General features: G+C 60.7%; 12 protein-coding genes. 7 read left to right on the top strand and 5 right to left on the bottom strand.

The genetic code is table 11. The features are described 5' to 3' along the window. Window positions 1-78: 78 nt before the first annotated feature. Together JJQ51_RS18680 and JJQ51_RS18675 are read right to left on the bottom strand one after the other, a co-directional pair. Complete coding sequence (locus JJQ51_RS18680; RefSeq protein WP_269245072.1) at window positions 79-981, bottom strand: SDR family oxidoreductase; 903 nt, start codon at window positions 979-981, stop codon at window positions 79-81. Between the two features lie 88 nt (window positions 982-1,069). Then, entirely contained in the window at window positions 1,070-1,810 is a 741-nt protein-coding gene (locus JJQ51_RS18675) for an SDR family oxidoreductase (protein WP_269245071.1), read from the bottom strand. A gap of 122 nt (window positions 1,811-1,932) precedes the next feature. Here JJQ51_RS18675 and JJQ51_RS18670 point away from each other — a divergent pair, with 122 nt between their 5' ends. The 3 genes from JJQ51_RS18670 (at window position 1,933) to JJQ51_RS18660 (ending at window position 4,895) form a co-directional block, all read left to right on the top strand. Further along, complete coding sequence (locus JJQ51_RS18670) at window positions 1,933-2,844, top strand: LysR family transcriptional regulator (RefSeq protein WP_145632055.1); 912 nt, start codon at window positions 1,933-1,935, stop codon at window positions 2,842-2,844. 137 nt (window positions 2,845-2,981) lie between these two features. Continuing rightward, window positions 2,982-4,328: an LLM class flavin-dependent oxidoreductase gene (locus tag JJQ51_RS18665; RefSeq protein WP_269245070.1), complete on the top strand. Its 1,347-nt coding sequence runs from the start codon at window positions 2,982-2,984 to the stop codon at window positions 4,326-4,328. A gap of 24 nt (window positions 4,329-4,352) precedes the next feature. Beyond that, window positions 4,353-4,895, top strand: a complete 543-nt coding sequence (locus tag JJQ51_RS18660; protein WP_113330315.1) for a hypothetical protein — start codon at window positions 4,353-4,355, stop codon at window positions 4,893-4,895. Between the two features lie 279 nt (window positions 4,896-5,174). On the opposite strand, the gene JJQ51_RS18655 is transcribed toward JJQ51_RS18660, so the two are convergent. Beyond that, a complete protein-coding gene (locus JJQ51_RS18655; RefSeq protein ID WP_269245069.1) occupies window positions 5,175-5,603 on the bottom strand; it encodes an OsmC family protein in 429 nt (142 codons plus the stop codon). A 152-nt stretch (window positions 5,604-5,755) separates the two neighbouring features. Here JJQ51_RS18655 and JJQ51_RS18650 point away from each other — a divergent pair, with 152 nt between their 5' ends. After that, entirely contained in the window at window positions 5,756-7,021 is a 1,266-nt protein-coding gene (locus JJQ51_RS18650; RefSeq protein ID WP_269245068.1) for a glycerate kinase type-2 family protein, read from the top strand. Between the two features lie 17 nt (window positions 7,022-7,038). On the opposite strand, the gene JJQ51_RS18645 is transcribed toward JJQ51_RS18650, so the two are convergent. After that, window positions 7,039-7,221, bottom strand: coding sequence for a hypothetical protein (locus JJQ51_RS18645; protein ID WP_269245067.1), 183 nt, complete (start codon window positions 7,219-7,221; stop codon window positions 7,039-7,041). Window positions 7,222-7,497: 276 nt separating this feature from the next. On the opposite strand from JJQ51_RS18645, the gene ggt reads away from it, so the two are divergent. From ggt to JJQ51_RS18630, 3 genes are all read left to right on the top strand, one after another. Continuing rightward, on the top strand, window positions 7,498-9,240 hold the full coding sequence (gene ggt / locus JJQ51_RS18640; RefSeq protein ID WP_269245066.1) for a gamma-glutamyltransferase: 1,743 nt from the start codon (window positions 7,498-7,500) through the stop codon (window positions 9,238-9,240). Window positions 9,241-9,595: 355 nt separating this feature from the next. Continuing rightward, window positions 9,596-11,050, top strand: a complete 1,455-nt coding sequence (locus JJQ51_RS18635) for an MFS transporter (protein WP_113330319.1) — start codon at window positions 9,596-9,598, stop codon at window positions 11,048-11,050. Between the two features lie 127 nt (window positions 11,051-11,177). Beyond that, window positions 11,178-12,731, top strand: a complete 1,554-nt coding sequence (locus JJQ51_RS18630) for an alpha/beta fold hydrolase (protein ID WP_269245065.1) — start codon at window positions 11,178-11,180, stop codon at window positions 12,729-12,731. A 72-nt stretch (window positions 12,732-12,803) separates the two neighbouring features. On the opposite strand, the gene JJQ51_RS18625 is transcribed toward JJQ51_RS18630, so the two are convergent. Then, entirely contained in the window at window positions 12,804-14,081 is a 1,278-nt protein-coding gene (locus JJQ51_RS18625) for an L-fuconate dehydratase (RefSeq protein ID WP_113355100.1), read from the bottom strand.

Genomic DNA, 14,081 nt, shown 5'->3' with positions numbered 1-14,081 from the left:
CCCCGATGCACGCAACAGATCGCCGCTTCTGTGGCACAGAAGCGGCGATTTGACACGTTCCAAGGATGATTGCGGGCCTTAGGCCTTTGCATGCGGCTTCAGCAGGTCTTCCAGACCGATGCGCCGGAAAAGCTCCGCGCGAACCCGATCGGCAACACCATTGACGATCTCAGCACCATCCTCTGAAGGATCTATATGGGTACGGAACGGCCGCGTTCCAAACGGCATGTCGACAATATCAACGATTGCCGTCGCCACCGAAGCCGCATCGGCATCCGCCGGTTCCAGCGAGGCTAGACCCTTCAGCGCCTGATCGGGAACGCCGGCATAAGGACCATTGTCATATTCCGCAGCGCGAGCCTTGTCTGCCGGCGAACCGGAATGGGCAAAATGGTTGGTGCCCTTCGTAAAAGCGCCTGGCACGATGATGGCGGTCTCGATGCCCCAGCGTGTCAGCTCCGACGCGTAGGAAACCGCAAGCGAATCCATCGCCGCCTTGGCTGCGAAGTAGGGCGAGAGATAGGGCGGCGTGCCGCCGCGCGTGCTGGACGAGGAGACCCAAACGACCAGTCCTTTTCCTTGCCTGCGCATATGAGGCAGCACGGCTCGATTGACCCGCTGGGTGCTGAGCACGTTGATGTCATAGAGCTCGGCAAACTGCTCGGGCGTGAAGGCTTCCGCCGGGCCGAAGGACATATGGCCGGCATTGTGTATGATGGTGTCGATGCGGCCCTGCTCGGCGATAACAGCGGCAATGCCGGCTTCCACTGAAGCATCGGAGGCGACATCCAGTTCAACGGTCCTGAGATCGACGCCGTTCTCCGAAGCGAATGCCGCAGCTGCTTCGACCTGCGGCGCATTGCGCCCCTTGGTTTCGCGGATGCCGGCATAGACAGTATGGCCTGCCTTGGCGAGAGCGCGTGCTGTCAGAGCCCCGAAGCCGCTCGATGCGCCAGTGATTACGATGACTTGCTTGCTCATGGTCCTGTTCCTTTGCTGAATTGGCTTTAGCTGACGATTGATTGAGAGAGGGAGGCAGGCGGCAGGCATTGCCTGCCGCCTGATTGGCTCAGATCATGCCGCCATTGGCGCGCAGCGTCTGACCGTTGATCCAGCCGCCATCCGGGCCGACGAGGAAGGAAACAGCGGCGGCGATATCCTGCGGCGTGCCGAGGCGCTCCAGCGGGTTCATCTTGGCCATGCGGTCGATCAGCTCGTCGCTCTTGCCGTTCAAAAAGAGATCCGTCGCCGTCGGGCCGGGCGCGACCGCATTGACCGTGATCGAGCGCCCGCGCAGTTCCTTCGCCATAATGCCGGTCAAAAGCTCGACGCCGGCCTTGCTTGCGGCATAGACGCCGTAGGTTTCGAGCTTTAGGCCGACGATGCTGGTCGAGAAATTGACGATGCGGCCGCCGTCACGCAGGCGCTTGCCGGCTTCGCGCAACGTATTGAATGTGCCCTTGAGGTTGATAGCGATATGACGGTCGAAATGGGCGTCGTCCGCATCGGCGATCTTCGCAAGCTGCATGATGCCGGCATTGTTGACGAGGACATCGACACCACCGAAGGCAGCTTCGGCTGCGTCGAACATGCGGCGCACAGCTTCGGCATCGGAGACATCGGCTTTCGCGGTCAGCGCCTTGCCACCCTTTTCCTCGATCTTGCGGGCCAGTTCCTCGGCTGCCACCTCGCTGCCGGAATAGTTGATGACGACGGTGAAGCCATCCTCGGCCAGACGCTCGGCGATCGCGGCGCCGATACCGCGCGATGCGCCTGTCACGATCGCTACCTTATTAGAATTGCTGCTCATTTTCCTCATCCTTCGTTGCTTTGCGCCGCAGCGCGTTTCGATGAGGAGAAGATGCCCCTTTTCATGGTGCGGATAATCAGCCAATAATCGGCATCACTATCCGAATTTAGCGAACAAATAATATGGACAAATTCGATGCCATGCGGGTGTTTTGCCGGGTCGTGGAACGGCGCAGCTTCACGCTGGCCGCCGAAGACACAGGTCTGCCCCGCTCGACGGTGACGGATGCGATCAAACAGGTCGAGGCGCGTCTCGGCGTACGCCTGCTGCAGCGCACGACAAGGCATGTCAGCCCGACACTCGATGGCGAGGCCTATTACCAGCGCTGCCTGCGCATCCTCTCCGATATCGAGGATGCGGAAGGCGCCTTTGCCGGGGCGAAGCCGAAGGGCGTCCTGCGCGTCGACGTACATGGAACGCTCGCGCGGCACTTCGTCCTGCCGAACCTGCCCTCCTTTCTCGAAACCTATCCCGATATCGAATTGCAGATCACCGAGGGCGACCGGTTCGTCGATCTCATCCGCGAGGGGATCGATTGCGTGCTGCGCGTCGGCACGCTGCAGGATAGCGACATGGTCGGCCGCCGCGTCGCCATGCTGGAAGAAGTGACGCTTGCGGCACCTGCCTATGTTGAGCGCTTCGGCATGCCCGCCCATCCGGAGACGCTCGCCGGCCACCGCATGGTCGGCTTCCGCTCCTCCGCAACCGGCGGATTGCTGCCGCTGGAATTCCAGATCGACGGCGCCGTGCGCGAAATCACCCTGCCGGCCACCATCTCCGTCAACGCTGCCGAGAGCTATTTCGCCGCGGCAAAGCTCGGCCTCGGCCTGATCCAGGTTCCGCGCTATCACGCCGAGGAAGCCCTACAATCAGGTCAACTGCTGCATGTGCTGAAGGATTATCCACCAACACGGACGCCCGTCTCGATGCTCTATCCACGCAGCCGCCAGCTTTCGCCGCGAGTTCGCGTCTTCATAGACTGGCTGGTCAAGGTTTTTGCCGGACAGAACAGCACTGAAGTCGAGGCCGGATGAATATTCCGCGAAAGCGATCAAATAAATGAAATCGGCTCTTTGAATGCGCGGCCAGCACGCCTACGTCGTAGTGCATTACCCTACGGGCAATGCCGTCACTACTTCATGACGGCCTGACGATTTTCGAGAGAGAGCCCATGACCGAACAGAAGCAATTGAAGCTCGGGGCATTCATGCGCCCCGTCAGCCTGCATACCGGTGCCTGGCGTTATCCCGGCGCCTATCCGGACGCCAACTTCAACTTCCAGCACATCAAGAGCTTCGCGCAGGAACTGGAGAAAGCGAAATTCGACGCCTTCTTCATGGCTGATCACCTCGCGGTCCTCAACATGCCGATCGAGGCTTTGAAGCGCAGCCAGACGGTTACCTCGTTCGAGCCCTTCACCCTGCTTTCGGCGCTGGCCGCCGTCACCGATAGGATCGGCCTCGTCGCCACGGCGTCAACCACCTTCGACCTGCCCTATCACATCGCCCGCCGCTTCGCCTCGCTCGATCACATCAGCGGCGGCCGCGCCGGCTGGAATATCGTCACGACGTCCAATCCCGATGCCGCCCTTAATTTCGGCCTCGAAGAGCATATGGAACATGGCGAGCGCTACCATCGCGCCCGCGAATTCTACGACGTCGTCACCGGCCTCTGGGACAGTTTTGCCGACGATGCTTTCATCCGCGATCCCGAAAGCGGCATCTTCTTCGATCCCGAGCGGATGCATGTCCTCGGGCACAAGGGCGAGGAACTGAGCGTTCGTGGTCCGCTCAACATCGCCCGCCCGCCGCAGGGCTGGCCCGTCATCGTCCAGGCCGGGCAATCGGATGCCGGCCGCCAGCTTGCCGCCGAAACGGCTGAGGCCGTCTTCGCAGCACCCCGAAACCTTGTCGACGGCAAGTCGATCTTCGCCGATATCAAGGGCCGGATGAAGGCGATCGGCCGCAATCCGGATCATCTGAAGATCCTGCCCGCCGCCTTCATCGTCGTCGGCGACACGATCGAGGAGGCAAAGGCCAAGCGGGCAAAGCTCGACAGCCTCGTCCATTACGACAGCGCCATCGCATCCCTATCGATCGCGCTCGGGCATGACGCTTCCAAGTTTGATCCCGATGGCCCGTTGCCGGAGATTCCGGAAACCAATGCCAGCAAGAGCGGCCGAGAGCGCGTTATTGCGCTTGCCGAAGCCGAAAAGCTCACGGTGCGCCAGCTTGCCCAGCGCCTCGGCGGCTATGCCGGCCTTGCCTTCGTCGGCACGCCTGAGAGCATCGCCGATGAGATGGAGCAATGGCTGTACGAGGAAGGCTCGGACGGTTTCAACGTCGTCTTCCCCTTCCTGCCGCAAGGCCTGCTTGACGTGACCACGCGCGTCGTTCCAGAGCTGCAGCGCCGCGGCATCTTCCGCCGCGACTACGAAGGCACGACATTGCGCGAACACCTCGGCCTGCCGCGCCCGGAAAACCGCTTCTTCAAAGTTGCTGCCGAAGCCGAGCAGTAAGAGAGCCCATCACAAGAGAATAACATGAGTCATATCACGCCGATCGATTACGAGACCGCTTCCGAGGCCGTGCGCGCCGAGCATGATCGCGAAATGCAGCTGCGCGGCCGCATGACAAATATGAAGCGGACATTGCTGCACTCGCCGGTGGCGCATCGCATCTATGCGGAATGGTTTCCTTTGCGCGAGGAATTGCGCCCGGCGCTGGACGATCGTGCCGTCTGGCTGCTCTGCCATGCCATAGCGCTCGAATGCCGCTCGATCATTCCGGTCGGCTTCTTCCGGCGCGCATTGATCAATGCCGGCCTGACGCCGGAAACGATCGTACCGAGCGAAGACGAGGCGCTGCTGATCGAATTCGGCAAGGCGATCGTCAAGGATTCCAACGCCATTCCCGAAGAGATTTGGGCACGGTTGAAAGCGCGCTATGACGAGCCGACGCTCGCCAACCTCGTCGCCTTCGCCGGCATCATGATCGCGACGGCGATCTACAATAATGCGGTAAAGGTAGATATCGATCCGGAGCTTGGGCCTTATCTTGAAGGGTTTGAGTTTCCGGCGGAATGAGGGGCAACGGCGGACACCGAACCATCTCGCCCTTGGCGGGCGAGAAAGCAATTTCATTGGTTTAGGAATTGCGACACGGAAGGTCACACATATTCAGAATGATAGCGCAATTTCTAAGCCATTGAAATCGCAAGAGCAGGGGTCCGTTACTTGTTGCTATTGCACTAGGAAAGCCGGTACGCACCTGCCTACCCCTCCCTTGCAAAATCTAGCACTTAGCCTTGCGGCTAAATGCTGATTTTGCTTTCCCGCCCGCCAGGGGCGGGATAGAGCTAAAACTCACACCGAAATCGTTGTCGAAAACTGCGGATTGCCGCGGATCGTGTTGCTCACCGTACAAATCTCATCTTCGGCGGCATGCGCGATCGCGTTGCGGACTTCATGGCTGAAATCACCCTTGATGGTGAAGGCGATATTGAACTTCTCCACGCGAGAGAGGCCTTCGGTCGCCTTCTCACCCGTGACGACGGCAGTGACTTCGGTGAGCTTGTCAAGTACGCCAAGGCTGCTTGCCGCCATGCGGGCGCTCAAGACCAGGCAGGCCGAGAGCGACGAGTAGAGCAGATCGAGCGGATTGAAACCGGGCTGCGACGGCGAGGTGACGATGTCGATTTCGCCGCCGGTCACCGAGGTCACATGCGGAAAACCGGTGCGGCCGACCGTAGCGGTTGCGCCCGTCTGCCTCGTCTTCACTTTCAATTCGGCCATATCGAAAAATCCTTGAAATAAAAAGCGTGAAACTCTTTCTTTCTAAATAGGGATTCGTCGCGCAAGACACAATTGCGGTTCCCTCCTCTTGCGTCTTTCCTCCAGTTAAGCCACCAAATGGTTACAAGCACATCGCTGACAGGCAGTTCGACATGACCGTTTCCGATCCCCGCGCCTTCCTGACCTCGTTGTTCGATGCAGCCGTGCGCGCCGCCGATCCGCTGACGGGCATCCGTACGCATCTGCCTGCTAAGCCAAAGGGCCGGATGATCGTCATCGGCGCCGGCAAGGGATCTGCCCAGATGGCGGCCGCGCTGGAGCAATGCTGGCAAGGCCCACTGGAAGGTCTTGTCGTGACGCGATACGGATTTTCCGCCCCGTGCCGGCAGATCGAGATCGTCGAAGCAGCCCATCCTGTGCCGGATGAAGCGGGCCTCATCGCTTCTCGTCGGCTTCTTAAACTTGTCGAGGGCCTCACGGAGGACGATCTGGTAATCGCTCTGATATCAGGCGGCGGCTCGGCGTTGCTGCCCTCGCCCGCTGGCGGCTTGAGCCTTGCCGATGAAGTCGCAGTCAACAAGGCGCTGCTTGCCTCGGGCGCACCAATCTCTGCGATGAATGTCATTCGCAAGCATCTGTCGACCATCAAGGGCGGCCGGCTGGCTGCCGCGGCCCATCCCGCCAAAGTCGTCTCGCTTGTCGTCTCGGACATTCCCGGCGACGACCCTGCCCTGGTGGCCTCCGGCCCGACCGTACCGGGCGCGGGCACGCGCGCGGACGCACTCGACCTCATCCGTCTCTACCGCATCGACCTGCCGCCGGCCGTTCTCGCCCATATCGAGAAAGTTGAAGCGGATGCGCCGCGCCCGGACGATCCGCGCTTTGCCGGCAATGAAGTGCATCTTATCGCATCTGCCGGCGTCTCGCTGGAAGCCGCCGCCGAGGTAGCGCGTGCCGCTGGCATTGAAGCCGCCATTCTCTCGGACGCCATAGAGGGCGAGGCCCGCGAAGCGGCCCACGTCCACGCTGCCATCGCCCGCGAAGTGCTTCACCGCAACCGCCCCTTCACCAAGCCGGTCGTACTACTGTCAGGCGGCGAAACGACGGTGACCTTAAAGGGCAAGGGCAAGGGCGGGCGAAACTCGGAGTTCCTGTTGTCGCTAGCCATCGACATCGACGGTCACGCCGGCATTTATGCCATGGCCGCGGATACGGACGGCATAGACGGCAGCGAGGACAATGCCGGCGCCTTTGCCGATGCGGATACGGTGAGGCGTTTGCGTAAAGCCGGAATGGTGCCGGCCGAGATGCTGGCAAACAATGATGCATGGACGGCGTTCAATGCCATCGGCGATCTCTTCGTCCCCGGCCCCACGGGAACGAACGTCAACGACTTCCGTGCTATCCTGATCGCGTAACCATCGGAACCGATGGCTTAGACAATCGCAGTGCAATCGTCACAGCGCCAATAGGCGGCTGCCGTCGATGCCCATCGAAGGAAATGTCGGCTGCAATGGTCGCATTCGATTTCCACGACATGCGTCCTTTCGCCAACGATGAATGGCCTGTTCTTGATCCTGCGCTCGCTCTTCCATTGCTCGAGCTTCGTCACGGCCATGATTACCCTCCACGCAACACTCGCCTCGACAAGCAACAATCTAAAATAGATTCAACTAATAAAAGAATATTGCAAGTGCGAAGCGTTTTTCTGCGTGGCAGGAGGACCAAAATTATCCGTAGTATTGCATGGAAGACATAGCTGATCGGATTCCGGCCCATGGCGGGATCCGCTCCATTAAAAAATTGTGACAGCGGATATCGCCATTTTCACACGTGACACCATGTCATTCGTTGGCGATTTTCCATCAAGATAATAATGGGAGGCATACTCATCATGCGCCACTTCCGCCAGCGGGCGATTTCGTCGGTAACCCTGGTCACATTTACTCTCTTTTCCGTCACCGCCAGAGCCGCCGCGCCGCCGCCGATCGAGGCGGAGCATGGCATGGTGGTCACCGCTCAACATCTCGCCACCGATGTCGGCGTCGAGGTGCTGAAGAACGGCGGCAACGCCGTCGATGCCGCCGTTGCAGTCGGCTATGCGCTGGCGGTGGTCTACCCGACCGCCGGCAACATCGGCGGCGGCGGCTTCATGACCATCCGCATGCGCGACGGCAAGACGACCTTTCTCGATTTTCGCGAACGCGCACCCCTGGCGGCGACCAAAGGCATGTATCTCGACGACAAGGGCAATATCGTCAAAGGCGCCAGCACGGATGGCTATCTCGCCGTCGGCGTCCCCGGCTCGGTCATGGGCTTTGAGACCGCCCGCGAGAAATACGGCACAAAGTCCCGCCAGGATCTGATCGCGCCGGCCATTCGCTATGCCAAGGAAGGCTTTACGCTGAACCAGGCCGACGCCGCCGAACTGAATGAGGGCAAGAAGTGGCTGTCGCGCGATCCGGCCACCGCCGCGATCTTTACCAAGTCGGACGGCAAACCCTTCGCGACGGGCGACAAGCTGGTGCAGCCGGATCTCGCCAATGCCCTATCAGGCATTTCCGATCAGGGGCCGGATGGCTTCTATAAAGGGCCGGTCGCCAACGCCATCGTCAAGGCAAGCCAGGACAAGGGCGGCATTCTCGCAAACCAGGATTTCGAACAATACAAGGTCCGCGAACTCGAGCCCGTGAAGTGCAATTATCGCGGCTACGAGATCATCTCCTCGCCGCCGCCCTCCTCCGGCGGCGTCATCATCTGCGAAATCCTCAACGTGCTGGAAGGCTACCCGCTCTCCTATACCGGTTATGCCTCAGCCGACACGGTCCATTACATGGTCGAAGCCATGCGCTACGCCTATGTCGATCGCAACTCGGCGCTCGGCGATCCCGATTTCGTCGACAATCCCGTCAGCAAGCTGCTGGACAAGGCCTATGCCCAGAAGATCCGCGATGGCATCTCCCCCTATAAGGCCGGCGTCTCCAAGGATCTGATGCCGAAAGGCCTCGGTGAAAGCCACGAGACGACGCATTATTCGATCATCGACAATGACGGCAATGCCGTCGCCGTCACCTATACGCTGAACGGCTCCTTCGGCGCCGGTGTCGTTGCGCCCGGCACGGGCATCCTCTTGAACAACGAGATGGACGACTTCACCTCCAAGCCCGGCGTGCCCAACCTTTACGGCTTGGTGCAGGGCGAGGCCAATGCCATCCAGCCGAAGAAGACGCCGCTTTCCTCCATGAGTCCGACGATCGTCACCAAGGACGGCAAGCCCTTCATGGTGATCGGCAGCCCCGGCGGCTCGCGCATCATCACCATCACGCTGGAAGCGATCATCAACGTCATCGATTTCGGCATGAACATTCAGGAAGCCATTGACGCTCCGCGCATCCATCACCAATGGCTGCCGGATAAAGTCTACATGGAGCCGCGTGCACTTTCGCCCGATACGATCAAGCTTTTGACCGCCATGGGCTATACGGTTCAGGTCGACAATAGCTGGCCGATCTGGGGCCAGGCCGCCGGCATTCTCGTGGGCGGCAATAGCCTCAGCGACATCGCCAAGGGCGGTGGCGCCCGCTACAACGGCGCCGTGGACAGCCGCGCCGGCTCGGGGCTGGCCGAAGGCTACTGATCGCCTCGGTGCCTGCTGAAAACGATGATTCGGATCGGTGCCATCACCAACTGGCACCGGTCTTTTTGCTTATGGCATCCGGCCAAACGAGCACATTATCTTACGCGAACAAACCAAGCGTGAGCATTTCGGCGCGATATCGCGCCTATTCATTCACCTCACGTTCATTTGATGCCGTTTGCCCCTGCATGTGCGTCATTTTTTTCATCCCATGAATGGGATTTGCGATTTCTGATATAGCAATCGCGTGCAAGCAGGAGTATACAAACCGCCGTTCAAATAGGCCTTCGCGCCATGACCAGACTTGCGGTTCTGTCTTAGGACCCCACCGCACCATCGAGAGCGATCCCCGACAATGTCGGATCAGATATTCCAGGCCGCCCCCGTCAGGCGGGCCGCACCGAATTTTCGTGTAGTAGCGCTTATCGTAGCAAGCGCAATGTTCATGGAACAGCTTGACGCGACCGTGCTCGCAACAGCCCTTCCGACCATGGCGAGAGACTTCGGCGTCAGCGCGCCGGCCATGAGCATCTCGCTCACTTCATACCTTCTCAGCCTCGCGATCTTCATTCCCGCCAGCGGCGCGATTGCAGACCGCTTCGGGTCGCGCACCGTCTTCCGATCCGCCATCGCCGTCTTCGTCGTCGGCTCGCTTCTCTGCGCGCAGGCGCCGAACCTGTTCTTCCTCGTGATTGCGCGCCTCCTTCAGGGTCTCGGCGGCGCGATGATGCTGCCCGTGGGTCGCCTCGTGCTGATGCGCAGCGTCGCCCGCAAGGATATGGTCAACGCCATGTCCTGGCTGCTGATCCCGGCGCTGGTCGGCCCCATTCTCGGCCCGCCGATCGGCGGCATGTTCGTCACCTATCTCGACTGGCGCTGGATCTTCTACATCAACGTGCCGATCGGCATTATCGGCTTCATCCTGGTGACGATGTTCATCGAGGAGGTGAAAGGCCCGCGCACCGGCCGCTTCGATCTCTCGGGCTTCATCCTCTCGGGCATCTCGCTCGGCTCTCTGCTCTTCGGCTTCGAGATGTCGAGCCGCGAGGGCGAAGGCTATCTCGCGGTCTTCCTGATCTCCATCGGCCTGCTCTTCGGCATCGCCTATTTGCGCCATGCCCGCAAGCACCCCTCACCGATCATGGATTTCTCCTTGATGAAGGTGCCGACATTCCGCACCTCCGTCATCGCCGGTTCGCTGACGCGTATCAGCCAGGGGGCTCATCCCTTCCTCATTCCGCTGATGCTGCAGCTCGGCTTCGGCCTTTCGGCAGCCGCAGCCGGTCAGATCGCCATTGCGACCGCGCTCGGCTCGATGGCGATGAAGCCGCTGCAGGTCCGCATCCTTCGCACGCTCGGCTTCCGCACCGCCCTTATCATCTTCGGCCTGATCGGCACGCTCGGTTACGGCATGTGCGCCATCTTCAAGCCGGATTGGCCGCTACCGGTCATTTTCGTGATCCTGTTCTTCTGCGGCTTCTTCATGTCGTTCCAGTTCACGGCCTACAACACGATCGCTTATGACGAGATCGAGCGCGACCGCATGAGCATTGCCACGAGTTTCTACTCCACCTTCCAGCAATTGATGCTGTCCCTCGGCATTTGCGTCGCCGCCCTTGCCCTGCATGGCTCGACGCAGTTCCTTGGCCACGCCAAGCCCGAGATGATCGACTTCTCCGTCGCCTTCATTGTCGTCACGGCCATTGCGCTTCTCGCAGTCATCTGGAACGCCAGCTTTTCGCGCACAGCCGGTTCGGAAATCAGCGGCCACCGCCGCAGATCGCCCGAAGACAGCCTCGGCGAGCACTGATGCTCGCCGCCTGCCAAGCCAGGCAATAACCTGTTTTGTGAACAGTGCCTCCACGGACGGCGCATTGCATTGAACAATGACGCCAGCCTAAATACCACCAGAACGAAATAACGGTCTGGAGCATCCCATGGTCGCCGGCATCCACCACATCACGCTGATCACACGTAAGGTCCAGGCGAATGTCGATTTCTACGTCGGCTTCCTCGGCCTGCGCCTCGTCAAGCGCACCGGCGGTTTTGAGGATGCCACGCAGCTTCATCTCCTCTATGGCGATGCCGTGGGCTCCCCGGGCTCGCTGATCACCTTTCTGGTTTGGGAAGATGGTTCTCCCGGCCGGGCCGGCGTCGGTCAGGTCGGCGAAATCTCGCTCGCCATCGATCCGGCCAGCATCGGCTTCTGGCTGACACGCGCCCTAAGCGCCGGTCTGAAGCCGGAGGGTCCCTCAGAGGAATTCGGCGAGCCTGTGCTTCGGCTGAAGGATCCGGACGGCGTCATCGTCAAACTGGTGGGAACGAACACGCTGCAGGCCGCAGCTCCTTGGACGAACGACACCATTCCGCAGGAGCACGCGATTGCCCGCATCCGCGGCGCAACGCTGTTCACCGAAACGCCAGAGGAGACGCGAGCCATGCTGGTCGATTACTTTGACTACCGTCCGCTTGCCACCAGCGGAGCGATCAGCCGGCTCGTCTCGGAGCCCGGCGATATCCTCGATATCCGCGATGCCCGCGGCTTCTGGACGAGCGCGCCGGGCACGGGCACGGTGGATCACGTCGCCTTTCGCGCTGCGGACGATGCCGAATTGCAGTTGGTCCACACCGCACTCCAGGCGATCGATTCCGGGCCGACGACGATGCATGACCGCAAATATTTCCGGTCGCTCTACGTTCGCGAGCCCGGCCGCATCCTGTTCGAACTCGCAACCGATGAGCCAGGCATGCTGATCGATGAAGACGAGGCAACGCTTGGCACGCGTCTCTTCGCCCCCGGCGACAGTCCCAAGCTTCTGGCCGAGCTGAACGTGATTCTGCCGCAGTTCTCCATGCCCGGCGAGCCCCGCGTCATCTATCGCGATCTGCCCTTCATCCATCGTTTCTTCACGCCCGAGCAGGCGAACGGCAACGTCTTCGTCCTGCTGCACGGCTCGGGTGCCAACGAAACAACCATGCTGCCGCTCGGTCACAAGATCGATGCCGACGCGACCTTGCTCAGCGTACGTGGCCGTGCACTCGAGGAAGGCGCCCCGCGCTGGTTCCGCCGCAATGGGCCGATGTCCTTCGATCAGGCCGATATCGCCAGCGAGGCCGAAGCCTTTGCCGCCTTCATTGATGGCGCGGTCCATGCCTACGGGCTTGATCCGGACCGCATCGTCTATATCGGCTATTCGAACGGCGCCAACCTGCTGAACGCCATGCTGTCGCTGCACCCGCACCTTATCCGCCGCACGGTGCTGCTGCGCTCCATGGCGGCCCTCGAAAATCCGCCTGCAGCGGACATGTCGGATGCCCAGGTGCTGTTGGTCGCCGGAGAGAAGGATCTGTATGGTCCCTATACTCAACCGCTGGCCGAACGTCTGCGGAATGGCGGCGCCGAGGTTGAGCTTGCAACAGTTCCAGGCGGTCACGAGTTTGACGATGCGGACGTGCCCGTCATTCAGGCTTGGTTGAACAAATCCGCCTGAGGCGGATCTTCCGAATGTAAACGACAAAAGCCCGCCGGATGGCGGGCTTCTGCTTCGAGCAAGCCAGCAGTTTCAACCCTTGAACGTATATTCCGCGATCGATTCCGGCTTCATCTCGATCGAGAAACCCGGCAGGCTCGGCGGCATATAGGCTGCGTCGCGGATGATGCAGGGGTCGATGAAATGCTCGTGCAGATGATCGACATACTCGATCACGCGGCCGTCCTTGGTGCCCGAGACGGCGATATAATCGATCATCGACAGGTGCTGCACATATTCACACAGGCCAACGCCGCCGGCATGCGGCCAGACCGGCAATCCATACTTGGCGGCGATCAGCAGCACCGCCAGCACTTCGTTGAGACCGCCCATGCGGCAGGAATCGATCTGCACGATATCGATCGCGCCCTCGGCGATGAACTGCTTGAACATGATGCGGTTCTGGCACATCTCGCCGGTCGCGACCTTCACCGGCCCGATGGCCTGGCGGATCTTGCGGTGTCCCGCAACATCATCCGGGCTTGTGGGTTCTTCGATGAAGAAGGGTTTGGCGAAGGCGAGCTTCTTCACCCAGTCGATCGCCTGATTGACTTCCCAGACCTGGTTGGCGTCAATCATGAGATAACGGTCGGGGCCGATCACTTCGCGGGCAATGGTCAGGCGGCGGATATCGTCTTCGAGATCGCGGCCGACCTTCATCTTCACATGGTTGAAACCGGCGTCGATCGCCTCCTGGCACAGGCGGCGCAGCTTGGCATCGTCATAGCCGAGCCAGCCAGCAGATGTCGTGTAGCAGGCATAGCCCTCGCGCTCGAGCGTGGCGATGCGGTCCGCCTTGCCGGCTTCCGCCTTCTTCAGGATAGCGACGGCCTCGTCGCGGGTCAGCACATCGGTCAGGTAACGATAATCGACGATATCGGCGATCTGCTCGGCATCCATCTCCGAAACTAGCCGCCAGACCGGCTTGCCGGCCTCCTTGGCAAGCAGATCCCAGACAGCATTGACGACCGCGCCCGTCGCCAGATGCATCGCGCCCTTTTCCGGGCCGATCCAGCGCAGCTGGCTGTCGCTGGTCAGATGCCGCCAGTATTTGCCGGGGTTTTCCAGAACCGTCGCAAGCTCCGTGCCGACGACAAGATGCCGCATCGCCTCGATCGCCATGCAGCAGATGTCGTTGCCACGGCCGATGGTGAAGGTCAGGCCGTGACCGGCAAGGCCCGGTCTGTCGGTGTCGAGGATGACATAGGCTGCCGAATAATCCGGATCCGGATTCATCGCATCCGAACCGTCGAGGCTCTGCGATGTGGGGAAGCGCAGATCGAAAACGCGAAGATTGGTGATGCGCGTCAT

This window comes from Rhizobium sp. AG207R (assembly GCF_027109195.1).
GTDB lineage: Bacteria > Pseudomonadota > Alphaproteobacteria > Rhizobiales > Rhizobiaceae > Rhizobium > Rhizobium dioscoreae.
Note: the sequence above shows the minus strand (reverse complement) of the source record. Positions and strands in the feature narration are given on the sequence as shown.